Source organism: Paenibacillus sp. Lou8.1 (assembly GCF_024213565.1).
Taxonomy (GTDB): domain Bacteria; phylum Bacillota; class Bacilli; order Paenibacillales; family Paenibacillaceae; genus Paenibacillus; species Paenibacillus polymyxa_B.
Genome location: NZ_JANAVN010000022.1, coordinates 48,546 through 73,571 on the forward strand (window position 1 = coordinate 48,546; position 25,026 = coordinate 73,571).

Sequence of the window (25,026 nt, forward strand, 5' to 3'; positions counted from 1 at the left end):
ATTACAAAAAGGTTTCGATATACAAAAAGAGCCAGCAAGCCAGCCTACGCATGATGCAGGCCGCTTGTGGCTTCGTTTGATGATCTGTATTAGTTCATTTCGTACTGAGCCGACACCTGAACTTTCACTGTTACTTGTCCCGATTGGATCTCTGTCCCGCCACCTGCTACGTCCAAGAGCGATTTTGACATGGCATTTTCACGTTGTGTAAAGACTTGTGCTTCTCCGCCATCTACCGTCACACTCACAAGGGCACCTAACCCGCGTTTGGCTGCTTTAGCTACAGCACTGGCTTTAGATTGTGCGCTTCCCAATGCCTTAGTAATGGCTTCCTCTTCATAAGTCGAAGGATCTTCCACGGAAAAACGTACATTATCTACGTTATTGGCTCCAGACTTGGTCGCCTCATCCAATAACTGACCAATTTTATCCAAATCTCGGTATTTGACGGAAAGTGTATGGTTGGCAGTGTAGCCTTTGAGCTTCTGCCCTTCTTTTTCGTTATAGGTGTAGTTAGGCTGTACATAAAATTGGCTGGTCTGAATGTCATCTGCGCTGATGCTCCACTTTTCTTTCAGCAGTTGTGTAACCTTGTTCAATTTTGTAGCATTGGCTTTTTGAGCAGCGGCTGCCGTATTCCCTTCCGATTGTACACCGATAGAGAGATAAGCAATATCGGGCTTCGCCAGTACTTCCCCGCTTCCAGTCACATTAATTACACCGTTTACCGTCGAAGCTGTTGACGCAGCATAAGCACGATCTGCCCCTGTCCATAATCCTCCTGCTACTCCCCCTGCCATTAATGCTCCTGCGAGAACTGCCGTGGCTACTGTTTTTGTCCAAAGTCTCATTGAATTCAACCTCTTTCTTGTAAATGTTTGTACCTTCCAGACGGAAATGACGGAAAAAGGTTGCAGCCAAGCATACATATTTCCGAAACAGAGCATGACCATGGAAATTTTAATTATTTATAACTTGAACTTAATACGGTCTCTATATTCAACAAATCCACACATAGACAGTTAACGGAGGAGCGTTCGAAGACTTTTTTCTGGATACAAAAAAAAGCCCCAAAGGGGCTTTTCACTAAGAGCATACACCATATTACAAAGCAAATCTTTGTTTATTGATTTTCCAGCTCTACCTTGCTAACCAGACTTACTAAAGCGTTTACAGCCTGTTCGGCGTCCGCACCTTCAGCACTAATATTGATTTCAGTACCTGTACTGATCGCAAGACTCATAATACCCATGATACTCTTGGCATTAACTTTTTTGTCTTCTTTTTCCACAAAAATCTCGGATGAATATTTATTCGCTTCCTGTACGAACAACGCAGCAGGTCTGGCGTGCAGTCCTGTTTTCAAGCGTACGACTACCGGATGTTTTGACATGTCAGCTTACCCCCTCATCAAATAAATCTGGACACTACTTACTCCATTTTATTTATCACATTATAACATTAACCCGGGACAGACACTAGAAAAAAAACTAAAAAAACCGGGGCTAAAGGCCCCATGGACACTCTTTTTACGGAATCAGGCCATTTTCGCCCCTAATTTTGTCAGCCATCTCATCAATTTTGCGAAGCCGATGATTTACACCCGATTTACTCACGACCCCTTTGAGCATTTCCCCGACTTCTTTCAAATTCAAATCGGGATGAGCGAGCCGAATTTCTGCCACTTCACGCAGTTTATCCGGCAAGGTCTCCAAACCAACTTCCCTCTCCAGCAACTTAATATTCTCAATTTGCCGGACAGCAGCTCCGATCGTCTTGTTCAAATTAGCCGTTTCACAATTGACAATGCGATTTACGGAATTGCGCATATCGCGCATAATGCGTACATCTTCAAATTTGAACAAGGCTTGATGCGCCCCAATGATGCTAAGCAGCTCAATGATCTTCTCGCCTTCCTTGATGTAGAGAATAAAACCTTTTTTTCGCTCAATACAGCGAGCATTTAGATGAAATTCATTCGCAAGATCAACGAGTGCCTGACAATGCTCCTCATACATCGAAGAAATTTCAAGGTGGTAAGACGATCCTTCAGGATTGTTGACAGAGCCACCTGCCATAAAGGCGCCCCGCAAATAAGCCCTCTTACAACAGTTTTTCCGAACGATATCCCGATTAATCCCGTCAGTGAATAAGAAACCTTCTGTGACGATATAAAGATCCTTTAGCAGTTGCTGCACACCATTGGGAATACGGACAATGTACACATTATTTTTTTTCAAGCGCATTTTTTTCCGTACAAGCAGTTCGATATGAAGTTGAAAATGCTTCTTGATCAAGGAGTAAATCCGCCTTGCAATCGCGGCATTTTCTGTGGACACGTCCAATATCACCCTTTTATTCGACAGTTGTACGGATCCGAGCATACGTATAAGTGCAGATAGTTCCGCTTTCTCACAGCAGGACTGGCTTTCAATCATCGTAAGCTCTTTTTTCGTTTGTGCCGCAAAGGACAAGGGACTCACCTCCTTCTTAATATCCAGTTTTGTACCAATTGGTAAATATGCTGGCTCAATTTGTCGGCATCATGCCGTAAATACGTGCGGAACAGAACTAATGTATCTGCCACCACTTTATATCCCCGGTCGGTCAGCTCGCCCATGTCTACTTGAACTGGCTTGGCTCCCTGCTCGGCATACATTTCCTGTACTTGGGGTGGAATTTCTCCGTTATTTACAATGACATAGTCGAAGAGATGATGCCCTACATGCTCAAAAATAGCTTGCAGGTGATCTCCTACCGTATAACCATCGGTTTCCCCAGGCTGGGTCATAACGTTACAGACAAATATTTTGATAGCGTCTGATTTTACTACAGCTTCAGCGAGTTTAGGTACAAGCAAATTTGGTAATATGCTGGTATATAGACTGCCGGGGCCAATCAAAATCGCATCGGCTTCATTAATGGCCTCTACAGCCTCAGGCAACGGCTCCACGTGAGTCGGTTCAAGAAAGACGCGTTTGATGCGTCCGCCCGCTTCCGGGATCTTGGACTCTCCGGTAATTACCGTTCCATCCTCCATCTCGGCGCTTAGCACAACGCCTTCCTCGGCTGCCGGCAACACACGTCCCCGGACAGCAAACACACGGCTAAGCTCACGCACCGCCGTTACGAAATCTCCCGATATATCGGTCATCGCTGCTAAAATCAGATTACCCAGACTATGGCCTGACAATCCTGATCCCGCACCGAAACGGTATTTCAGCATATCTGACATCACTGGTTCCACGTCAGCCAAGGCAGTCAGCACATTGCGAATATCCCCTGGAGGGGGCATCTGCAGCTCACTGCGCAAAATCCCGGAACTTCCGCCATCGTCAGCGACTGTAACAATAGCCGTAATATCTAGCGGCTTTTGCTTTAAGCCCCGCAGCATGACGGACAAGCCGGTTCCGCCGCCCATAACAACAATACGTGGGCGCTCCCGTTGTGATCCGGTCTCTTTCATGATTTCACCTCATTAATGCCGGTCCCGATCAGCATCCCGATGCGAAACAGAAACAGATTCTGTCTCGCTGGCACCCAGCATTTTTCCTAAATACTCCGATATTGCAACAGAACGATGCTTACCGCCAGTACAGCCAATGCCAATAATGACCTGGCTTTTGCCTTCTTTGCGATATTGCGGAATCAAAAAGTGTAACATATCCAGCAACTTGGTCAAGAATGCCTGAGTCTCGGGCCATTTCATGACATAATCATATACATCGCTATCCTGTCCCGTGTGGGGACGTAGTTGGTCCACATAGTGGGGATTAGGCAGGAAGCGCACATCGAATATAAGATCGGCATCAATGGGAATACCATACTTGAAGCCAAAAGAAGTAATGTTCACGGAAAGCATACTACTCTCCAGATGAGAAAATCGTGAAATAATCCTCGCCTTTAAGGTTGCAGGCTTCATCACACTTGTATCAATAACCTGTGTAGCTGAGCTTTTTAATTCTTCCAACATCTTGCGCTCCAACCGAATCCCATCCAAAGGCATGCCGTCTGGAGCCAACGGATGACGTCTACGGCTTTCCTTATACCGCTGTACGAGAACGCCATCATTCGCATTTAAGAATAAAATTTCACAATGGATCGTAAAATGATCTTTAATATAATTCAAAGATTCCGACAAGGCAGTGAAAAATTCTCGTCCGCGTAAATCAATTACGAGTGCCACCTTGCCTATTTTACCGTTCGACTGCTCAATCAACTCGGCAAATTTGGGAATCAGTACAGGGGGCAAATTATCAACGCAGAAGAAGCCCAAGTCTTCCAGGCTCTGAACCGCAATGGTCTTCCCTGCGCCTGACATCCCCGTAATAATAATGAGCGTTGCCCACGGCGCAGCATTTTTTAGGTTGTCTGTCATATGGACTTCCCTCTCCTTTTGCTTCTTCGCTCTATACCAGTACCCGTATTATCAATAACCTGTGGATCAGGAGCGTAGCAGCAACCCTGCAGCCCCTACGATACCTGCGTCATTGCCTAACACCGCTGGTACGATATATACACCCTTTTGAAGCGGTTCAGGTGCCAGCTTGGCGTATACGCGACGCATCTCTTCAAATAAAAAGTCGCCTGCTTTAGAAACACCGCCGCCTATAATAAACAACTCTGGATTAAGCACAGCGGCAACCGCTGCCATGGATTTCCCCAAATAAAAGGCAGCCCGGTTCACGATACGCAGCGCGACTTCATCTCCAGCTTTAGCAGCATCAAATACTTCCTTAGCAGCAATTTGATCTTCCAGCGCCAGAGAGGTCCGGTCGCCACGTTCCACAGCGTCCTTGGCCATACGAATGATGCCTGTTGCGGAAGATACAGTTTCCAAGCAACCCATTTTGCCGCATCCACACTGAATAGCCTCCAGATCAGGTACGACACTGATATGGCCAATTTCTCCGGCCATGCCCGAAGAACCTTGGTATATTTTACCGTTTATAATAATACCGCCACCTACTCCTGTTCCCAGGGTATAGCATACGCAGTTTTCGATGCCTTTGCCTGCACCAGCCCAAGCCTCACCCAGCGCAGCAACATTCGCATCGTTGTCTATTTTCACAGGCTTGCCAATCCGGTTCTCTAGGAGCGCACGGATCGGTACGTCACGAAAGCCAATATTAGGAGCGAGGACAATAATACCATCACGAACATTCGTAAAACCTGCAACGCCTGCACCGACACCCTTTAGTTGATCCCACTCATAAGGAGATTGCTCAACAATATGCCGCACATATTTTTCGATATTACCGATGACAACGTCTACACCTTTATCGGTTTCGGTTGGTCCCTCATATGTGTGCAAAAGCTGTCCGTTTTCATTACAAATGCCGACTTTAATCGCGGTACCGCCCAAATCGACACCTACATAGATACTTTCAGACATGTTCCAAGCCACCTTTATGTTTACTTAAAAACCTGGTATGAAATATATGCTTACAATTCCTACTTCATAATAGTAATCCTACGTTCCAACTATAATTCAAGCCCCCGTTACGGTCAAGGACACTTCCTTGTTGAAAAGTGTACGATTAGCGGAACTTTTAACCTCATGCATCCATAAAAAGGAGAAAGCCTGTGCAAACGCAGCAGGCTTTCTCTTCCTGAACAAAAGATACGGGCATAACAGAGGCTTCCTTCGCTCTCCTGCTAGCCTTTTTGTGTACGATAGTCACTCTTTTATTGATCCAGTGTTTCGCTCCAGTCGTGAACAGCACTGCCTTCGAGATACTTCTCGCAGTCCATAGCCGCCATACAGCCCGTTCCCGCAGCCGTAATAGCTTGCCGGTAACGGTTATCCTGTACATCCCCACAGGCAAAAACTCCGGGGATATTCGTTTCTGTTGTGCCCGGCTTCACCACAATATAGCCGTGTTCATCGGTATGGATTTGTCCGTTCAGGAAACCTGTGTTCGGTGTATGCCCGATGGCTACGAATACGCCATCTACCTCAATGAGCTCATCCTGATTGGTCTCATTATTGTGTACCTTCAAACCCTTTAAGCCAGCTTCTCCCGTCACAACTTCCAGAGGAGTCCGGTTTAATGCCCAATGTACTTTTTCGTTCTCACGCGCACGATCTTGCATAATTTTGGACGCCCGCAACTCATCGCGACGATGGACCAAGGTTACACTGGAAGCAAAACGGGTCAAGAAGCTCGCTTCCTCCATGGCTGAATCGCCACCGCCAACCACGACAATCTTTTTCCCGCGGAAAAAGAAGCCATCGCAAGTTGCGCACGTGCTGACTCCGCGACCTACATTGTCTTGCTCGCCCGGAATGCCTAGATATTTGGCGGACGCACCTGTAGCAATAATGACCGACTCCGCCTCAATGATGCCTTTACCCTCTACCTTCACTTTAAAAGGACGTTTGCTGAAATCCACTTCCTCAACCCAACCGGAAGTAAATTCAGCGCCAAAACGTTCAGCCTGCTTGCGCATATTATCCATCAGTTCAGGCCCGAGGATACCTTGCTCAAAACCCGGGAAATTTTCAATTTCGGTCGTTGTAGTAAGCTGCCCACCGGGCTGCATCCCTTCAATGATCAGCGGATTCATGTTAGCGCGTGCCAAATAAATAGCGGCTGTGTAGCCTGCAGGACCTGTACCAATAATTATGGATTTATACATACGTTTGTTGCCTCCTTTAAGTGATGTTTGGAGCAGGTCTCAGACCTGCTTTTTAAACGTGGAGAGCGGCTGCTTCAGCTTCTGTTTGATACCACACACGCTGTCAATTTGACGTGCATAGCGGCTTACGGTCGATACGGAAATACCATAACGATCGGCTACTTCCTGATAGGTAACTGAATGATGATGCATTTTGGCTGTCAAATATTCCAGCGCCGCTGCCCATCCCTCAGTATGCTGAATCATCGGAACTTCCGGGGCAAGCCGATCCAAATACTCCAGCCAAAGCGATCTCAAATCGTGCTGCATGGCCGGATCTGATGGCTTGCTCATGACGGTCAGTACCTTATCCAGCACTGCCTGCCATTGTGGATCGACCGGGGAAGCAGATACACCACCTTCAATTGTATGCGGATCGTTCTCAACCTCCAACTGATCAGAATGTTCCGTTTCCGGGTACATTTTCTGCTCACCCTGCTCCACCAGCTCTTGCAATACTTGCAAGGCACGGCGTTTCAGCTCATCCTCCTGGTCTGGGTCTTCTACGAAGGACTCCAGTGCCTGACGCACCTCATCATCACCGATCAAGCTTAACGCCTGAATGACCTGAAGCTGAGTCGCCCGATCCCCGTGGCGCAAGGCCCAGAAGAAGGATGACCGGATTAGCGGGTCCTTCTTCATACTATCAGGCACCTGGTCAGCACCAAACTTCTCCCACATGCGGAATTGCTCCTCAAACGGGAGATGATAATGATAGCTGAGCACTTGCAGCGGTGTACCCTCCTGCTGGAGTTCCTCCAGTCGGGACAGGAAAAACCGCGGAACTTCCGAGGAAGCATCCTGTTTTTGCAAATGACTCCACAACCGCCGAGCTTCCGCATATCTTCCGGTATTGCTAGCAGCTACCGCCGTGTAATGGTACAAAGAAGCATCCGCATTGTTCTCTCCATCGCCATGAAGCAACCTGCGGAAATGTCTGTAGGCCTCCTCATGGCGTCCGAGAATCCCCATAGTGGTCGCCAGCTTGAATACCTGCTCCTCCTGAAACGGTATAGTAACCGCCAAAGTCTGCACCAGACGATCCAATTCCGGGCCGCCGCCCTCGTGCTGATAAAAGATCGCCAAGTTGCACAATGCGTGTAAATTACCCGGCTCATCTTCCAGCACTTGAATAATGGTAGCCTTAGCATTTTGGAACAATCCCATGTAGTAATACGCCAGCGCCAGATTATTCCGCGCAGCGAACATATCCGGTTGTTCCTCTGAAATTTGCTTGAGCAACTGGGCTGCCTGAGCAAATTTCCCCTCCTCCAGCAGGACACGAGCCTGATCATGCTCTACTACTCCCTGCCGGGCCTTAATGCGGTTCAGCTTCGTTGGACGGTCCAGCTCATAATAGAGCAGCTCCATCATTTCCTCCGCTTCATCAAGAAACTGGCCTTCTTCGTCCTCCTCCAGGTACGTGACCAATGCTTTCTCCGCTTCTTCAAACTGCTCCATATTAGCGTAATTATTCGCCATATAGAAATAACACTCTGTCATCGACGAGTCTACGTCACTCAGAACAGAGGACAGGATCTCATTCGAACCTGCATAATCCCCCATCTCTGATAATATACCCGCCATATTGCAATGATTCACCGGATTATCCGGTTCATATTCAACGGCTTTGCGAAAATATTTCAATGCCTTGTCATAATGATTGCGATCAAGCGAGCGCACAGCTTTCTCAAAAAAGAAAGATGCGTCGAAACGCAAAGCAATAATTTTAGGGCTAGGTTCCGATACTCGCAGATGTTTCCCTTTCATAAATAACCAAGGCACCTCCTTTAAAAGTAACTGGCATGTTCATACCCTTCAGTATACCACAACTTCAAAACGACTTGACAGTCGATCCTGCCTCATTCCAAAAATCGGATACACTCTTGTATACCTATAGATATGTATATAAGAATACGCTAAATAGCCGAGCGCTTTTTCCCTGTATAAATAGGGAGCGTTCGGCTAACCACTGGAAATGATACATAGACCCAATAAACGTAATAATTAAAGCGTCAGCGGCACCAGCGAGCGCTCGCGATGCTGAAATACGGCAAGCTCGCGATAGCCGACTTCATATAGAAGCGCGCGTGCCTTCTCCAAGTGCTCGGACAGCTTCGCCGGATCATGAGCATCCGATCCTACGGTCAGCGGGATGCCTAGCGAAAAAGCTTCTTCCAGCATGCGGCGGCTCGGGAACATCTCGGCACAGGGCTTCGAAAGCCCTGATGCATTCAGTTCCATCGCCCGACCGCTACGGGCAACGGCTGAAATTGCGGCACGCTCCAGTTCACGCAACTCCTCCATTTCCTCCGGCCTCGGATGATAGCCGAAGCGCTTAATGACATCCAAATGACCCATGATGTCATACAAATCGGTAGCTGCCGCTTTAGAAACCGCATCATAATACGTGCGATACACTTCAAGCACATTTTTGCCTTCCCAATGGTGTACCTGACGGAAGTCCGTAACATCCCATTCACCGAGAAAGTGGACGGAACCAATCACATAATCCCAGGGATACGCGGTGATGATGTCTTCGATTTCTCGTTCCCAGCCCTCGATGTAGTCACCTTCCAAGCCAACACGAATATCAATTTGCCCTTTAAAACGTTCCTTCAGTTCCAAACATTCTTCCACGTATCGGGTCAGCTCCTCCATAGGCATTGCCATTTCCGGGTAATAGTCAGCCGGTTTTACATGCAGTAGTGGCATGTGATCGGACAAGCCGAGCTGATTCAGCCCTAGCCGAATTCCCTGCTGTACATACTCTTCCAGACTCCCTATGGCATGCCCGCAGCGGGCGTGATGCGTATGATAGTCAATTTTCATGCGGCTCCCCCCCTTTCAACACTACAACAAACTGTACTAATCACGACGAGGACGTTCATGGCGGCGATTCAACTCAGCCAGCACGTCATCGAGCGGTAGCTTGCGCTCCTGCAACAGCACCAGCAGGTGATAAATCAAATCGCTGACCTCCAGGCGCAGTTCGTCATTATCTTTATTTTTGGCGGCAATGATTGTCTCGGATGCTTCTTCGCCAACCTTTTTCAAGATTTTGTCTACACCTTTATCAAAAAGATAAGTCGTGTAGGCCCCTTCAGGACGTGTCTCTTCGCGCTCCTTAATAATCGCCTCCAGCTGGGCAAGTACCTCAAAGCGGTCTGCTGAAGCACTGGAAACACCATTTACCAACGTGTGGTCTCCTGCTTTTCCTGCAACAGGTGCTACAGCCGTTCCTGGCGCGGAAATATTACGAAAAAAACAGCTCGTTGCTCCTGTATGACAGGCAGGACCGCTCGGAATGACACGTACCAACAGGGCATCACCGTCACAATCCAGCTGGATGGAGGTGATTTTTTGCGTATTCCCCGAAGTAGCCCCCTTGTGCCACAGCTCCTGTCTGGAACGTGACCAGAACCAGGTCTCTCCCGACTCCAAAGATAGTTTCAGCGACTCGCGGTTCATGTAGGCCAGCGTAAGCACCTGAAGCGTAGCATCATCCTGCACAATCGCCGAGACAAGTCCTGCCTCATTCCAGCGTACATTATCCAGTATCTGCTCCAGAGATAGCTGTTGGTTCAATTCGTTGCTCATCGTATCTCCACTCCTCTGCGCTTCAAATCCCGTTTTAGCTCAGGGATTCCTATTTCTTTATAGTGAAAAATCGTTGCTGCTAATCCAGCATCCGCTTTGCCCGCCGTAAACACGTCATAGAAATGCTCCTGTTTGCCTGCTCCACCAGAAGCGATAACTGGAATCCCGACGGTATCCGATACCGCGGAAGTCAGTGGCAGGTCAAAGCCGTCCTTGGTTCCGTCCGCATTCATGCTGGTCAGCAGAATCTCACCGGCTCCCAACTGTTCAGCTTCCTTGGCCCAAGCCAAGGCTCGGATACCAGATGGCGTGCGGCCTCCGTGCGTATACACTTCCCACTCGCCCCACGCCTCGTTGTACTTGGCATCAATGGCAACAACGATACATTGTGAGCCAAAGCTGCGCGCACCCTCCGCAATCAGCTGAGGGTTACGGACAGCTGCCGTATTTACGCCAATTTTATCAGCTCCGGCACGCAAAATGCGTTTCATATCATCGACATGAGATATCCCGCCACCTACGGTGAAAGGAATGGCAATTTCCCCGGCCGTCTGACGAACTACTTCTTCCATGGTGGCACGCCCTTCAACTGAAGCAGAAATATCCAGAAATACGATTTCGTCCGCGCCTTCCCGATCATAAAGTGCCGCCAATTCCACCGGATCGCCTGCATCGCGTAAGTTCACAAAATTAACGCCCTTAACCACCCTGCCATCCTTTACATCCAAGCAGGGAATAATACGTTTAGCCAGCATGCCTACTCCCCCTATGCCTTTGCTACAGCTTGTACCGCGCCCTGTAAATCAATGCTGCCCGTATACAATGCCTTACCCACAATAGCACCGCCTACACCCTCTTTCGCATAGGTGCTCAGCGTGATTAGATCGTCCATCTTGCTGACACCGCCGGAAGCGATCACGGTTCGTCCACTGCTTTTCGCAAGCGCTACAATCGCCTCCACATTCGGGCCTTGCATCATTCCGTCGCGGGAAATGTCTGTAAAAATGAACGTTTCCGCTCCCTTGGAGGCCAACTCAGCAGCCAATTCGTCCGCTCGAACCTCCGAGGTTTCAAGCCATCCGCGCGTGGCCACATAGCCATTCCGTGCATCCAGACCAATGGCGATCCGATCACCGTAGGTACCCAATACTGCTTCCGTAAAAGCACGGTCCTCAATCGCTGCCGTACCCAAGATCACACGGCTCACGCCCAGCGACAACAGTCGCTCTACATGTTCACGTGTACGCAAGCCGCCACCCACTTGTACAGGCACTTGCACCGCAGAAGCGATGCGCCCAATGAGCTCATCGTTCACCGGTTGACCTGCTTTAGCACCGTCCAAATCAACCAAATGAATGTAGGAGCCGCCCAAACGCTCCCATTCTTGGGCAACCTCCACCGGGTTTTCGTTGTATATCGTCTCCTGGTTATAATCTCCTTGTACCAGTCGTACACATTTGCCATCGCGAATATCAATCGCCGGGTATATCGTGAACAAAGTATGACCCCCTTGTGAGCTATTCAACATCTATATGCCTTTACATCCATCAACGACCAAAGTTGGCGTACCACCAATTGCAGCCCATGAATCGTTACGCTCGCTTTTCCGCTTCCGCTAGTTCCAAAAACTGACGAAGCAGTCGCATCCCCATTTCCCCGCTTTTCTCTGGGTGGAACTGCATGCCATATACATGGCCTCTGCCTACGATAGCTGTTACGGGCCCACCATAATCGGTCACCGCCAGCAGGTCACTTTCGACCTCCGGCTTCGCATGATAGGAATGTACAAAATACACATGTCCTTCCTCCAAGCCCTGTAACAACGGGTGATCCGGCTGAGTCATACACAGACGATTCCAGCCCATATGCGGCACTTTAACCCCCAGATTAGGAGCAAATCGAACGACCTCGCCTGGTAAAATATTAAGCCCTTCGTGACTGCCGTATTCTTCACCACGAGTGAACAACAGTTGCATTCCTAGACAAACACCGAGCAGTGGTTGTCCAGCGCTGGCAACCTCCTGAATTACCCGATCCAATCCACTGGAACGCAAATGCTTCATAGCATCCCCGAATGCCCCTACACCTGGCAAAATCACACCGCTGGAGGAACGAATCACTTGGGCATCTCCTGTTACTACAGCCTCATAGCCAAGACGTTCAACGGCCTTGCTCACACTATGCAGATTGCCTCTGCCGTAATCCACAATAGCAATGGACATGGACTACAGCACTCCCTTCGTTGAAGGCACTCCCGTCACCCGCGGATCAATGGATGTCGCTTCATCCAGTGCACGTCCCAGCGCTTTGAACACCGCTTCAATCATATGGTGGGTATTTTGCCCGTAGTGAACGATGACGTGTAGCGTCATGCGAGCCTCCAACGCAAATTTCCACAGAAATTCATGCACCAGCTCCGTCGAAAAGCTCCCTACCTGCTGTGACGGATACTCCGCACGATACTCAAAGTGAGGGCGGTTACTCAGATCAATGACAACCTGCGCGAGCGCCTCATCCATCGGTACAAAGACGCTGGCATAGCGCTTGATTCCTCTTTTATCACCCAACGCTTCCAGCAAGGTTTGCCCCAGACAAATACCAATATCCTCTACGGTATGATGATCGTCGATATCAACATCCCCTCTGGCCTGTACATTCAGGTCAAAGTGTCCGTGCTTGGTGAACAAATCCAGCATGTGATTCAGAAACGGAACATCCGTTTCAATCTCAGCTTGCCCTGTGCCGTCTACTGCAAAAGATAGCTGAATATCCGTTTCGTTCGTCTTTCGGCTGACGCTGCCTGTACGTCCTGTTACGTTATTTTCGTTCCCCATCGCCATCCACCGCCTTCTTTTCATTGTCCAATCGAACTTGTATCGCCCGTGCGTGACCTTCCAGTCCTTCATGGCGGGCAAGCTGCATAATCGTCTCTCCATTGCGCAGTAGCGCTTCCTTGCTGTAATAGATCATACTCGACTTCTTGATAAAATCATCAATATCCACTGGCGAAGAAAACCGCGCCGTTCCATTCGTCGGGATAATGTGGTTAGGTCCGGCAAAATAATCGCCTACTGGCTCCGAGCTGTATGCTCCCAGGAAAATAGCTCCCGCGTTTTCAATCAGACCCACATGCTCCATCGGCTGCTCTGTCATAATTTCCAAATGTTCCGGCGCCAGTCGGTTTACAATATGGATGCCCTCTTCCAAAGTGTCGACGACAATGATAGCCCCATATGCCTCCACCGATGCAGCAGCAATATCTCTGCGCGGTAGCTCTGCCAATTGGCGCTGTACTTCAGCTGATACTTCTTCGGCCAAGCGTTGCGAAGGCGTAACCAGTATGGCTGAGGCCATTTCGTCATGTTCTGCCTGTGAAAGCAGGTCAGCTGCTACATAAGAGGCATTTGCTGTATCGTCAGCCAACACGACAATTTCACTTGGTCCCGCTATACTGTCGATATCCACCGCGCCATATACCTCGCGCTTCGCCAGCGCTACATAAATGTTGCCGGGACCACAAATTTTATCGACTGGCTCAATGCTATGTGTTCCGTAAGCGAGAGAGGCGATCGCCTGCGCTCCGCCAACCCTATATATTTCCGTTACACCAGCCTCTGCCGCAGCTACCAGTGTATATGGATCTATCCCTGCTTTGCCGCCTGTCGCCGGGGGTGTCACCATAACAATCTCCGGTACACCAGCCACCTGAGCGGGAATGACATTCATCAGCACTGAGGATGGATAGGCTGCTTTACCGCCCGGAACATACACGCCTACACGTTTCAACGGTCGGATAATTTGACCGAGCAAGCTACCATCTGGCTGTAAGTCCATCCACGAATTACGTTTTTGCTTCACGTGAAAAGCACGGATATTATCCGCCGCCTCTCGAATCGCCTGTAAAAATGAAGGCTCTACCTTATCATATGCCGCCTTCAATTCTTCCTCCGTCACACGAAGTTGCTCTGCTATCAGCGATACACCATCAAACGATTGCGTATATCGCAGGACAGCCTCATCCCCCTCTTGGCGTACCGACTGAATAATGGTACGCACAGCCTCATTTTGCTCAGGTGTGCCGTAATCCACCTCCCGTTGGAGACTGAAATCACGGGCTGATACGATCTTCATTTGTCCATTCCCCCTTACTTGCAGCTTGCAGAATGCCCCTTTAACCCTTGGCTTATTCCTTTAGTCCATTTACTCCCGGGGTGCCACCGCATTTGGAATCACCTGATGCAATCGATCACACAATGCCTGAATCGAGCTGTTTTTCATCCGGTAGCTGACCCGATTGGCAATCAGACGACTGGTAATATCCAGTATGCTGATCTGCTCGACCAATCCATTCTCCCGCAAGGTCTGACCCGTTTCCACCATATCAACAATGCGGTCTGCCAGACCAATTAACGGCGCCAGCTCAATGGAGCCATTCAGCTTAATAACCTCCACCTGCTGGCCTTGCTCCCGAAAATACTGGGAAGCCACGTTCGGATATTTTGTAGCGACCCGCTGACGAATACCTGGCTGCCAATCTGGTAAAGCAATCACCGACATCCGACAACGGGCAATCCCGAGATCCAGCAGTTCATACACATCCTTGTTTTCTTCCAGCAAAACATCCTTGCCCACAATGCCAATGTCCGCCGCCCCGTACTCCACATACGTAGGAACATCAACGGGCTTCGCCATAATAAATTCCATGCCCAGTTCGGGCAGTGGGATGACCAGCTTGCGCGTCTCGTCCACATCCAGCGGAATGGGAACCCCCGCTCGGCGAAATAGCTCAGAAGCCTGCTTATAAATCCGTCCCTTTGGCATGGCTACCTTCAATGTTTCCGTCACGGCAATTCCCTCCTTTGTACTGGCTGTCTTCCTTCAGCTGTATAGCTGTATACCTCTGCGTACAGGCCCTGCTGCTCACGACGTCGATCTTCCGGTCCGTCCGTGAGCCCTGTCACCACAGTAAGACCTGTTGCGCGTAGCTGTGCCGCTACGGATAACGCCTCTTGGCGTCCCTGTTCGTCATAGCGGATAAGTATAGGAAGCTTCGCCTCCATTTGAATACCATCCACACCATCGACGATCCGGTTCGTTTTCAATGCAAATCCTGTTGCAGGTACGGATCGACCAAACTGCTGAAGCAGATTGTCATAGCGGCCTCCGTTGCATACCGGGAACCCAATCTCCGCCGCATAGCCCTCAAAAGTCATTCCTGTATAATATGAAAAATCCCCGATCATGGTAAGGTCGATTAACACATGCTCAGATACGCCGTAAGCCTCCAGCACTTCCCACACCTCGCACAAATGTGCAATGGATTGAATCGTCTGCTGCTCCACACTAAGACGGGTAGCCTGGTCACAAATTTCTTTTCCACCGCGCAACCGAAGAATAGCTTCCAACTTATCCCGATGTTCGGGAGCCAAGCACAAAGCTTCGATCGCTGTTCGGTAGCCCACTACATCACGACTGAGCAACAGTTCCTTTAGCGCTTGTTGTTCAGCCTGGCGGCCTGGAATGATTTCCTCAAACAAACCGTTCAGGAATCCCACATGCCCCATCGCAATTTTAAAAGAGGTCACCCCTGCTGCCTGTAATGATGCAATTGCCAATGCTACAACTTCTGCATCAGCCTCAGGTGAATCATCACCCACCAGTTCCACACCCGTCTGAAAAAACTCCGCTTCTCTTCCTGCCTCTTCCTCAATCGCCCGAAATACATTTGCGTGATAGGAAAGTCGGAGAGGTACTTCCTCTTCCTTTAGCAACGAAGATACCACCCTTGCAATTGGAGCGGTCATATCCGATCGCAGCACCAACGTGGTGCCCCGGTTATTGAGTAATTTAAACAGCTTCCGATCGGAAGTAGAACTAGCCACTCCCACCGTATCGTAGTATTCCATCGTAGGCGTCATAATCTGGCGGTAACCCCAACGCTCCATGCATTCGAGTACATTCAGTTCAATGGCCCGCAGCTTCGACACTGCACGCGGAAGATAATCTCGAACCCCTACAGGGATCTCGAATCCTTTTGGCTTAGACATCTCTATCACCTCATGATTTCACAATATCTTTATCATGGTAAAGTGCTAACAAACTAAAGTATATTCGATATATTATCATGCTCTACTTGTGAACGTCAACCGAACGGCGCAGCCCTTTTTTACAGATTCGCCAAGCTGCTGCCCCTCTCTATATTTTATCCAATGCAAAATACATGAATCCTATATGAAAAACATCTATCAACGTATTTTCACGGAGCAAGACCGCGCCTACGTTAATTTTTTTGTGCATATAGAGTTGTTCAGCTCCACTGAAAATTTATAAATTCTATACTCTAAAAAAAAAAGACTGCCAGCTTTAAGCTAACAGTCCAAATCAAAATATTTAGCTATTCACCTGTTCATCTTTACGCCGGAAAGGAAACTTCGGAACCGTGCCCAAACCGATCCATGCAAATGGAACATATCGAAAACACAGCGTCACAATCAGCCATGAGCCAAACAGCGCCAACAACCATCCACCGGCAACGGAGAAGATATATTCTATCGGTGTTCCATGCAAATCTAACTTGCGATACACCCGCAGTAACGCCGGGTGAAGTAAATAAATACCGAAAGAACATGCCCCCAACCAACTGATTAACATTCGCAGCCTATCATTAGTATGACGATATAATAAAACCGAGCACTGAAACAACACTAATGCAGATACGAGGGCATGTGCATTACGGAGTAGTTCATAGATCAGTGAGTCTGCATAGATGCCTTTGCGATATGCTACAAACCATATTTGTACATAAGCTATACCCACGAGTAGCCAAGCCGCCCACAACCCCCACCAACTGATCAACTGACCACGTCTAATTACTGTACCTGACACTGGAAAAAGCCACTTTTTAAACCCTTCATATCCAATCGCTACAGCTGCGCCCAAGGCAAAATAACTGATATACGTAATCGCAAGACTTCCTCTTTCCTCTTGCCAAACGTATTTGTTCAGCAATACAAACCCCCATTGAATGACTAACCCTACTGCCAAAATGATACAGGCTGCTCTCCGTGGACTCGATATCCAATGACATAAGCGCTGCACTCCCCACAACAACAGCGGGAAGACCAAATAAAATTGGATGATGATGATGACATAATACAAATGCGTATACGCCTTACCCGTTAACAGCACGAGTGGAAGATCACTGAGCGGCATTAGCCCGCGTGTTACCAAGGTCAAATAATACACAAGAGAAAACAAAACGTACGGTAACACAATAAACATCAGTCTTTTTCGGAAAAACACTAGCATATTCTTACCACGAAGCGGCCTATCGACATAATTGTAAAATAAAACAAACCCGCTCACAAAAATAAATACTGGCACCGCAAAGCTACTAAACATATTTAAAAATAGAAAAGGATAAAACAATAGAGAATGACGCGCATCAATTAAAGCCATTGAAGTCGCATGAATGGTAACAACGGCTGCAATTAATATTCCCCGGTAAATATCAAGCTCTGGTATACGTTCTTTTTTGACCAAATCAACACGCTCCCATATCGCCTTGCAAATATGTCTTTTATCAATTTTTAAACATAATCAACATGCATTACCCCACTTATTATACAGAAAAACAACACAAGAAAGACCCCTTAATACATAAGGGGCCTTCCTTATTGTGCTATTTACTACTCATCCACACCAGAGCGTCTTAAATCACGCAACGGATTGCCACCCACAAATGCACCTGCGGGCACGTCTTTATGCACGACCGCTCCAGCCGCTACGATAGCTCCGTCACCAATGGTGACACCCGGCAGAATGGTTGTGTTGGCGCCGATCAGCACATGATCACCAATCACCACTTTACCGATACGATACTCCTCAATGAGGTATTCGTGAGCCAGTATCGTCGTGTTATATCCAATGACCGAATTGTTCCCTATCGTAATATGCTCCGGAAAAAAAACATCCACCATCACCATCAGGCCGAAGGCCGCATGTTGCCCCACCTTCATTCCCAGCATTCTGCGGTAAATGACGTTTTTCAGAGAAAGCACAGGACAATACCGGGCAATCTGTATAAAAATAAAGTTCTTAATGCCTTTCCAGCGGCTCACCGTCCGATAAATCTGCCACAACGCATTGGGACCTTCTACAGGATAGCGGTTCACCTTTCTCACGATACGTTGACACCTTGAAGCTCCAGCTTCAGCAAATCCCGCATATCATACAACATGTAGTCAGGCCCATATCCGCGCAGAGTTTCCTCGCCCTTGAGCGACCAAGCTACACCAGCCGATTTCACACCTGCTGCCTGAGCTGACAAAATATCAAAAGAACTGTCTCCGACCATCAATGTATGCTCTGCTTCAGCATTCAAGCCTGCTAAGGCCTTAAGGACTGGCTCAGCGTGTGGCTTAGGATGCTCTACATCGTCCACCGTCACAATATAATCCATAGAGGAAGTCAGATTGAACAGATTAAGTACACGTATCGTGGATGGTCGTATTTTAGTGGTCACAACCCCTAGCTTAATTCCTCTCGCACGCAACTCCTGAATAACCTCAATGACATATGGAAATGGCTTCACCATTTGATCATGATGAATCTGATTATAAGCACGGTAGTCCTTAACTAGCCCAGATACATCCGTTAATCCCGAAAAAGTACGGAGTTGATCGTCCAGCGTTCCACCCATATGAGGAATAATATGCTCCCGCGTCAGCGGATCAGCATCCGGATGATTCAAAATGTGTAGAAATGTGCTAATAATCAACTCATTCGTATCCATGATGGTGCCGTCTAAATCAAACAAAATCGTATTTATCATAGATGCTCCTTCTTGTCCTCGTCCGTGTCTTCCTTAGGTAGCTTATCCGCCGTAGCTGTTGGAGGAACCGCATCTTGTCCTGGACGGGATACCTGTTCTGGCGTCACGTCAGGTACCTGATCAATCCCCGCTTTGCTAGAGATAATCGGATCGCTATACCGAGCAACAGATGTGCCCTTCCGGCGACGAACCAAAATGAAAATCACGGCAGCCACCACAATGAAAATAGGCAGCAATTGTGATATCCGTACGTTACCGTAACTTGGGTCCAGATGCCCTGGTTCAAACCCTAACCATACCATAGGAGACCACAGGGCATTTACAAAGGAAGCGAGCCAATCCGGTCCCTGAAAAGCCAAACTGTCCGTCCGTACACGCTCGATGAAAAAACGACCAATCGAGTACCAAATGAAGTAAAACGCAAACATTTCGCCTGCACGTACAAATTTCATACGACGAATGACGAGCAGCAAAATCACACCTACAATACTCCACAGTGATTCATATAAAAATGTAGGGTGATGAAACACCCCGTTAACGTTCATCTGATTCACAATGAAGTCCGGCAGATGCAGTTGATTTCGCAAAAAAGTCTCTTCCGTCGGTCCACCGTAGGCTTCCTGATTGACAAAATTACCCCAGCGTCCAATCGCTTGACCGATCAGTAGGCCTGGTGCACAAATATCAGCGATACGCCAGAAGTTATACCCTTTATACCGGAAATAAATGACCGCACATATAATGGCCCCGATCAAGGCACCGTATATCGCAATACCGCCATTCCAAATTTTAAAAACATCCCATAGATTATCTCGGTAGTCTTCCCATTTGAAGGCTACATAATAAATACGCGCTCCAATAATAGCTGATGGAACACCCAGAAGCAGCATATCCATAAAAAAGTCCTGCGGAATACCGAATCTTTTTCCTTCACGGATGGCGAGATATAAACCCACAAGCGCCGCCAGCCCCAAAATAAGCCCATACCAGTGGACCTTGATTGCCCCGATTGAAAAAGCGATCGGATTCAGCAGTAATGTTGCCGTTGACATATGTTTCTCTCACTCCTCGTTCTTCCTTGCAAACGAACAAACCAAACTTAATCCATCTCTTCCATATCTTCAGAAATCGTAGCAGTCAGCTTGTTTGTAAATTGCAGGGCTGCATTAACGCCCATTTGTTTCAAACGATAGTTCATCGCCGCCACCTCGATAATAACAGCCAAGTTTCGGCCCGGACGAACTGGGATCGTAACCAGTGGAACATCTGTATCAATAATGCGTGTCGTTTCCTCATCAAGACCAAGACGGTCATACTGCTTGTCCTGCTGCCATGCCTCCAGACGGACAACCAATGTAATCCGTTTGTTATTACGAACTGCACCAGCACCAAACAGCGTCATCACATTAATAATGCCCACGCCACGAATTTCCAATAGATGACGGATCAGCTCAGGTGCTGTACCATGCAGCTGAAAATCGGACGTTTGCCGAATTTCTACCGCATCATCTGCTACCAAGCGATGTCCACGCTTAACCAGCTCCAGCGCCGTTTCACTTTTACCAATTCCACTACTTCCTGTGATAAGCATTCCCACGCCATACACGTCACACAGTACACCATGAATAGTCGCCGTAGGAGCCAGCTTTCTTTCGAGAAAGCCTGTGATGCGGCTTGATAAAATCGTCGTCGCCATATTAGTGCGCAGTACAGGAATATCCCGCTCTGCACTCGCCTCCACTAACTCAGCTGGTACCTCCAGACCACGTGTGATGATAATGCATGGAGTCAGTTCTGTACACAGACGCTCCATCCGATCCCGACGCTCCTCAGGAGGAAGCATCCCCAGAAAAGCCAACTCAGACCTTCCCAGAAGCTGTACCCGCTCCTGTGTATGATATTCAAAATACCCGGCCATCTCCAGACCTGGGCGATTCAAATCATCCACTGTGATCAGTCTTCGCAGACCTTTTTCACCAGAAATAACTTCCATTTGAAACTGCTGTACAAGCTCGGATACCTTTACCTGTTTAGCCATTGTATTCTCCCCTTCATCTGCAACACCGGATTCTATACGTCATTTGATTTATGTAGCTTTACCCTATTAACCAACAGCCCAACGCCAGTCTATGCTGCACTGCATCAATCCACACTCCACTTGATTTAACACTATGGTTCCAGGCTAACTCTATTCCGACAGCAGGATTGATCCCATCTAGGACCCTTGTCAACGAACCTTGCCTGCATCTAGACCTGTACCATTGTACCCATCGTATCGGAATTTTCCAATGAATGCAATGCCGAAGCTAGTAGCCGTATGCGATATACAAAAAGAGTCGCAGTTCTCCGCTTGGGGAAAACTGCGACTCTCTTCCAGAGGCAAATTTTATTCGCCAACCAGAATACTCAATTCCGATTCCTTATCAAAAATATGAACCTTGTTCATATCAACAGCCAACTTCGCTTTGACACCATCACGAGTATTGGAACGTCCGTCTACACGAGCAATAATCGTATCATTTCCGGCACCGCTCAGGTACAACAGCATTTCATGACCGAGATTTTCCGTTACATCCACAGTGGATGTAAAGATCGTATTCGGAGAAGCCTCCAAGAATACAGGCTCTTCATGAATATCCTCAGGACGGATACCCAAGATCACATCTTTGCCGATATAGCCCTTCGCTTTTAAAATCTGTCCTTTACCTTCTGGTACGAACAGGTCCAGACCTGGCGCAGTAAAATGCAATGCACCTTCTTTTTCAACCAGCTTACCTGTGATAAAGTTCATCGTAGGAGAGCCGATAAAACCAGCAACGAACAGATTCACTGGACGGTTGTACAGTTCATCTGGGGATGCAGCTTGTTGGATAATACCATCCTTCATAACTACAATCCGATCACCCATCGTCATGGCTTCAATCTGGTCATGTGTTACATAGATACAAGTGGTTTCAAGGCGTTTAACCAGTTTAGTGATTTCAGCACGCATTTGACCACGAAGTTTAGCATCCAAGTTGGAGAGCGGCTCATCCATCAGGAAGACTTGAGGATCGCGGACGATCGCACGGCCCAGAGCGACACGTTGGCGTTGACCACCGGACAGCGCCTTAGGTTTACGTTCCAACAAGTGCTCGATATCGAGGATTTTGGCAGCTTCGCGTACTTTCTTGTCGATTTCTTCTTTCTTAACTTTGCGCAGTTTCAGACCAAACGCCATGTTCTGGTACACGCTCATGTGCGGATACAGGGCGTAGGATTGGAATACCATCGCTATATCGCGGTCCTTTGGAGCCACGTCATTCACAACGCGATCCCCAATGTACAATTTACCATCTGAAATTTCCTCCAGACCAGCAATCATACGAAGTGTAGTAGACTTCCCGCAACCGGAGGGACCAACCAATACGAGGAATTCTTTATCTCGAATGTCCAAATTGACATCAACAACCGTAGCTTTATCTGCACCCGGATATTTTTTGAAAATATGCTCTAAACGTACACCAGCCATAGCATTTGCCTCCCTAAGATCAAGTTATGAAATCGAATACATTTCTTACTTGTATCTTACCCTAGTCCTTGTAGCGTGGCTATTCGCAAACTGCACAAAGATGCTATTTCCTTTTTGTCACTTTGTACAATAGCAGATAGAGCTTGACCAAAACTGCATCATTAAACGTCCGCACGTCCAATCCGGTCTCCTGTTTGATCTTGTCCAAACGGTAAATCAATGTATTTCGATGCACATAGAGACGCTTAGCTGTCTCACTCACATTACAATCCAATTGAAAAAAGATATCTAATGTAGCCATCGTTTCTGAGTCTTCCAGTATGACAGATGATTTCATTACCTGTTCTAAAAATAGTACGCGTTGTTCCTTGGGAATGCGGTTTAACAGCCTTTCCAAATGAAGCTCCCATGAAAAGTGGATGTGCTCTGTTACATGAAAAATCTTGCCCAGATGTATCGTCTCCCATAACAAATTCAGCTCTTGGGGAAGACTTTGCAAAGGGATCGAAGGCTTAGAAACCGCCAAATGGAATACACCCACCCACTCATTCGCAATAAGCTCATATAGGCCCAAGCTAAAAGCTGTAAGAACCTCCTCCAGCGATTCCGTAAAATCTGCATCCCTGGATTCAGTGTCTTTATCCCGTTCATCGTCCGCTCCTAATAAAAGCTCCTTTTTAGCCATAATCAGCCAAGACTGTTCGTCCAATGGAGTAAGCAGCACTTCCCCCCCAAAATAGCTCGCGAACAATCGATGGAGCTGCGTATAAGTAATAGCCCCCTCCTGTGTTCCCTCGCCATTCAGTAAAATCGGGACCATGCACGCTGATAGCGAATCACGAAGCTGCAATTCATCAGGAACCTCTTCTTCCCTGTTTAGATTGGCAGCCTGCTGTATGAGCCATTGTCCAAAACGATTCATCCGCTCTTCCTCGCTATAAACTGGGTTATCCGACAATTGTGGACCGTTCTGCCAGACCTGCTCCATGTTCCCCAATAGCGCTTCTACCAGTTTCCGTTCTCGATCCGTCAAATATCTGGCCTCTACCACAAAGGCAGCCAGTTCACCTGCCGACGCACGAAACGGAAAATATAGCTTGTTGTCATGGACAAACGATCTATCCGGTATAACTGAATCGGCTGTCTCTCCCTCTGCCATCATTTCCGGGTACCAAGGCACTATGGTAAAAGGCGCTTGAATAATATTCTGAAGCTGTTGCTGAATCCATTCTGTATTCAGAGTCACGCGATCACCACTTCACTTTTTTTAGAATATAGAATAAGCACTAAGCGAACATAATGAACTCATTATAACCTGTCGATACCGTAAAATAAAAAAGCTATATAAAAACATAACTTAAAACAACACAAAAAAAGCCATCAACTATAGGTTGATGACTTCTGATGAGCCATGAAGGACTCGAACCTTCGACACCCTGATTAAAAGTCAGGTGCTCTACCAACTGAGCTAATGGCTCGTAAAACTGGTGGAGGATGATGGATTCGAACCACCGAACCCGTAAGGGAGCAGATTTACAGTCTGATGCGTTTGGCCACTTCGCTAATCCTCCATATAAAGGTGGCTCGGGACGGAATCGAACCGCCGACACGAGGATTTTCAGTCCTCTGCTCTACCGACTGAGCTACCGAGCCATATCCATTAACAAAAAAATAAAGTGCGGAGGGATACCCCTTCCCACTTTAGTACGGTAAAACTATTGAATTGAAAAATGGCGGAACTGACGGGATTCGAACCCGCGATCTCCTGCGTGACAGGCAGGCATGTTAGGCCTCTACACCACAGTTCCCTATATTTTTCAAAATTCAAAAATGGTGCCGGCGAGAGGACTTGAACCCCCAACCTACTGATTACAAGTCAGTTGCTCTACCAGTTGAGCTACACCGGCACAATGGTGGAGGCTGAGGGGATCGAACCCCCGACCCTCTGCTTGTAAGGCAGATGCTCTCCCAGCTGAGCTAAGCCTCCTGGGTATGTATGGTAGCGGCGGAGGGGATCGAACCCCCGACCTCACGGGTATGAACCGTACGCTCTAGCCAGCTGAGCTACACCGCCATAACATAATATTTCGCTAGCTTGTCCTAAATGGCGGAGAGAGAGGGATTCGAACCCTCGCACCACTTTCGCAGTCTAACCCCTTAGCAGAGGGTCCCCTTATAGCCACTTGGGTATCTCTCCATATAAATGGACTCGCTTAGCAAAACTCCGCAAGTTATTCTTTAACTCACCAAAGTGATTTGGAATATCAAGCGCAATTTCAAGGTTACACCCTGAAAACTGGATCCGAAACTCATTTGCGTTTTATTCTTAGGATAAGCCCTCGACCGATTAGTATTGGTCAGCTCCATGCATTACTGCACTTCCACCCCCAACCTATCTACC

Annotated in this window: 24 protein-coding genes and 8 tRNA genes; all 32 read right to left on the reverse strand. The window is 47.9% G+C overall.

What is annotated here, in order from left to right:
- Nucleotides 1–89: 89 nt before the first annotated feature.
- The 32 genes from NLX78_RS24695 to NLX78_RS24850 all read right to left on the reverse strand — a co-directional run bounded on the left by NLX78_RS24695 (nucleotide 90) and on the right by NLX78_RS24850 (nucleotide 24,822).
- The gene (locus NLX78_RS24695) at nucleotides 90–851 is read right to left on the reverse strand and encodes an SIMPL domain-containing protein (protein ID WP_250267166.1); all 762 of its coding nucleotides are present in this window, start codon (nucleotides 849–851) and stop codon (nucleotides 90–92) included.
- 272 nt (nucleotides 852–1,123) lie between these two features.
- The gene (locus tag NLX78_RS24700) at nucleotides 1,124–1,393 is read right to left on the reverse strand and encodes an HPr family phosphocarrier protein (protein ID WP_013368811.1); all 270 of its coding nucleotides are present in this window, start codon (nucleotides 1,391–1,393) and stop codon (nucleotides 1,124–1,126) included.
- A 136-nt stretch (nucleotides 1,394–1,529) separates the two neighbouring features.
- On the reverse strand, nucleotides 1,530–2,474 hold the full coding sequence (gene whiA, locus NLX78_RS24705; protein ID WP_061830212.1) for a DNA-binding protein WhiA: 945 nt from the start codon (nucleotides 2,472–2,474) through the stop codon (nucleotides 1,530–1,532).
- Between the two features lie 5 nt (nucleotides 2,475–2,479).
- Nucleotides 2,480–3,466, reverse strand: coding sequence for a gluconeogenesis factor YvcK family protein (locus NLX78_RS24710; protein WP_023986485.1), 987 nt, complete (start codon nucleotides 3,464–3,466; stop codon nucleotides 2,480–2,482).
- Nucleotides 3,467–3,478: 12 nt separating this feature from the next.
- Nucleotides 3,479–4,378: an RNase adapter RapZ gene (gene rapZ / locus NLX78_RS24715; RefSeq protein ID WP_013308254.1), complete on the reverse strand. Its 900-nt coding sequence runs from the start codon at nucleotides 4,376–4,378 to the stop codon at nucleotides 3,479–3,481.
- Nucleotides 4,379–4,444: 66 nt separating this feature from the next.
- Entirely contained in the window at nucleotides 4,445–5,395 is a 951-nt protein-coding gene (locus NLX78_RS24720; protein ID WP_013308253.1) for an ROK family glucokinase, read from the reverse strand.
- Nucleotides 5,396–5,688: 293 nt separating this feature from the next.
- Complete coding sequence (gene trxB / locus NLX78_RS24725) at nucleotides 5,689–6,642, reverse strand: thioredoxin-disulfide reductase (RefSeq protein ID WP_013308252.1); 954 nt, start codon at nucleotides 6,640–6,642, stop codon at nucleotides 5,689–5,691.
- A gap of 39 nt (nucleotides 6,643–6,681) precedes the next feature.
- Complete coding sequence (locus tag NLX78_RS24730) at nucleotides 6,682–8,451, reverse strand: tetratricopeptide repeat protein (protein ID WP_254351797.1); 1,770 nt, start codon at nucleotides 8,449–8,451, stop codon at nucleotides 6,682–6,684.
- Nucleotides 8,452–8,688: 237 nt separating this feature from the next.
- Nucleotides 8,689–9,513, reverse strand: a complete 825-nt coding sequence (gene hisJ, locus NLX78_RS24735; RefSeq protein ID WP_254351798.1) for a histidinol-phosphatase HisJ — start codon at nucleotides 9,511–9,513, stop codon at nucleotides 8,689–8,691.
- Between the two features lie 36 nt (nucleotides 9,514–9,549).
- Nucleotides 9,550–10,281 carry a bifunctional phosphoribosyl-AMP cyclohydrolase/phosphoribosyl-ATP diphosphatase HisIE gene (gene hisIE / locus NLX78_RS24740; RefSeq protein WP_254351799.1) on the reverse strand — a complete coding sequence of 244 codons (732 nt, stop codon included), beginning with the start codon at nucleotides 10,279–10,281 and terminating at the stop codon, nucleotides 9,550–9,552.
- The gene (gene hisF / locus NLX78_RS24745; protein ID WP_013308248.1) at nucleotides 10,278–11,036 is read right to left on the reverse strand and encodes an imidazole glycerol phosphate synthase subunit HisF; all 759 of its coding nucleotides are present in this window, start codon (nucleotides 11,034–11,036) and stop codon (nucleotides 10,278–10,280) included. Before hisF ends, hisIE begins: the two co-directional genes overlap by 4 nt.
- An 11-nt stretch (nucleotides 11,037–11,047) precedes the next feature.
- Nucleotides 11,048–11,779: a 1-(5-phosphoribosyl)-5-[(5-phosphoribosylamino)methylideneamino]imidazole-4-carboxamide isomerase gene (gene hisA / locus NLX78_RS24750; protein ID WP_254351800.1), complete on the reverse strand. Its 732-nt coding sequence runs from the start codon at nucleotides 11,777–11,779 to the stop codon at nucleotides 11,048–11,050.
- 94 nt (nucleotides 11,780–11,873) lie between these two features.
- Nucleotides 11,874–12,503 (reverse strand): imidazole glycerol phosphate synthase subunit HisH, encoded by a 630-nt coding sequence (gene hisH, locus NLX78_RS24755; protein ID WP_254351801.1) that lies wholly within the window; start codon nucleotides 12,501–12,503, stop codon nucleotides 11,874–11,876.
- Nucleotides 12,504–12,506: 3 nt separating this feature from the next.
- Entirely contained in the window at nucleotides 12,507–13,115 is a 609-nt protein-coding gene (gene hisB, locus NLX78_RS24760) for an imidazoleglycerol-phosphate dehydratase HisB (protein ID WP_254351802.1), read from the reverse strand.
- A complete protein-coding gene (gene hisD, locus NLX78_RS24765; protein WP_250267159.1) occupies nucleotides 13,099–14,412 on the reverse strand; it encodes a histidinol dehydrogenase in 1,314 nt (437 codons plus the stop codon). The genes hisB and hisD overlap by 17 nt, the downstream gene beginning before the upstream one ends.
- A gap of 69 nt (nucleotides 14,413–14,481) precedes the next feature.
- Entirely contained in the window at nucleotides 14,482–15,126 is a 645-nt protein-coding gene (hisG, locus tag NLX78_RS24770; protein WP_061830205.1) for an ATP phosphoribosyltransferase, read from the reverse strand.
- On the reverse strand, nucleotides 15,123–16,328 hold the full coding sequence (locus NLX78_RS24775; RefSeq protein WP_250267158.1) for an ATP phosphoribosyltransferase regulatory subunit: 1,206 nt from the start codon (nucleotides 16,326–16,328) through the stop codon (nucleotides 15,123–15,125). Before NLX78_RS24775 ends, hisG begins: the two co-directional genes overlap by 4 nt.
- Before the next feature lie 343 nt (nucleotides 16,329–16,671).
- Nucleotides 16,672–17,823 (reverse strand): acyltransferase, encoded by a 1,152-nt coding sequence (locus NLX78_RS24780; protein WP_254351803.1) that lies wholly within the window; start codon nucleotides 17,821–17,823, stop codon nucleotides 16,672–16,674.
- 146 nt (nucleotides 17,824–17,969) lie between these two features.
- Nucleotides 17,970–18,464 (reverse strand): acyltransferase, encoded by a 495-nt coding sequence (locus NLX78_RS24785; protein ID WP_134902363.1) that lies wholly within the window; start codon nucleotides 18,462–18,464, stop codon nucleotides 17,970–17,972.
- Complete coding sequence (ppaX, locus tag NLX78_RS24790; protein WP_250267155.1) at nucleotides 18,461–19,114, reverse strand: pyrophosphatase PpaX; 654 nt, start codon at nucleotides 19,112–19,114, stop codon at nucleotides 18,461–18,463. The genes NLX78_RS24785 and ppaX overlap by 4 nt, the downstream gene beginning before the upstream one ends.
- Nucleotides 19,111–20,166: a prolipoprotein diacylglyceryl transferase gene (gene lgt, locus NLX78_RS24795; RefSeq protein WP_061830200.1), complete on the reverse strand. Its 1,056-nt coding sequence runs from the start codon at nucleotides 20,164–20,166 to the stop codon at nucleotides 19,111–19,113. The genes ppaX and lgt overlap by 4 nt, the downstream gene beginning before the upstream one ends.
- 47 nt (nucleotides 20,167–20,213) lie before the next feature.
- Nucleotides 20,214–21,152 carry an HPr(Ser) kinase/phosphatase gene (gene hprK / locus NLX78_RS24800; RefSeq protein WP_013308232.1) on the reverse strand — a complete coding sequence of 313 codons (939 nt, stop codon included), beginning with the start codon at nucleotides 21,150–21,152 and terminating at the stop codon, nucleotides 20,214–20,216.
- Nucleotides 21,153–21,500: 348 nt separating this feature from the next.
- Nucleotides 21,501–22,625 (reverse strand): ABC transporter ATP-binding protein, encoded by a 1,125-nt coding sequence (locus NLX78_RS24805; protein ID WP_250259927.1) that lies wholly within the window; start codon nucleotides 22,623–22,625, stop codon nucleotides 21,501–21,503.
- A gap of 103 nt (nucleotides 22,626–22,728) precedes the next feature.
- Complete coding sequence (locus tag NLX78_RS24810; RefSeq protein WP_254351804.1) at nucleotides 22,729–23,871, reverse strand: PucR family transcriptional regulator; 1,143 nt, start codon at nucleotides 23,869–23,871, stop codon at nucleotides 22,729–22,731.
- 159 nt (nucleotides 23,872–24,030) lie between these two features.
- Nucleotides 24,031–24,103 (reverse strand) — tRNA-Lys (locus NLX78_RS24815).
- A 7-nt stretch (nucleotides 24,104–24,110) separates the two neighbouring features.
- Nucleotides 24,111–24,196: transfer RNA gene (locus NLX78_RS24820), tRNA-Tyr, on the reverse strand.
- A 9-nt stretch (nucleotides 24,197–24,205) separates the two neighbouring features.
- A tRNA-Phe gene (locus NLX78_RS24825) sits at nucleotides 24,206–24,278 on the reverse strand.
- A gap of 78 nt (nucleotides 24,279–24,356) precedes the next feature.
- A tRNA-Asp gene (locus NLX78_RS24830) sits at nucleotides 24,357–24,433 on the reverse strand.
- 23 nt (nucleotides 24,434–24,456) lie between these two features.
- A tRNA-Thr gene (locus NLX78_RS24835) sits at nucleotides 24,457–24,532 on the reverse strand.
- Between the two features lie 4 nt (nucleotides 24,533–24,536).
- Nucleotides 24,537–24,612: transfer RNA gene (locus tag NLX78_RS24840), tRNA-Val, on the reverse strand.
- A gap of 10 nt (nucleotides 24,613–24,622) precedes the next feature.
- Nucleotides 24,623–24,699, reverse strand: a tRNA-Met gene (locus NLX78_RS24845).
- Between the two features lie 31 nt (nucleotides 24,700–24,730).
- A tRNA-Ser gene (locus NLX78_RS24850) sits at nucleotides 24,731–24,822 on the reverse strand.
- Between the last annotated feature and the right edge of the window lie 204 nt (nucleotides 24,823–25,026).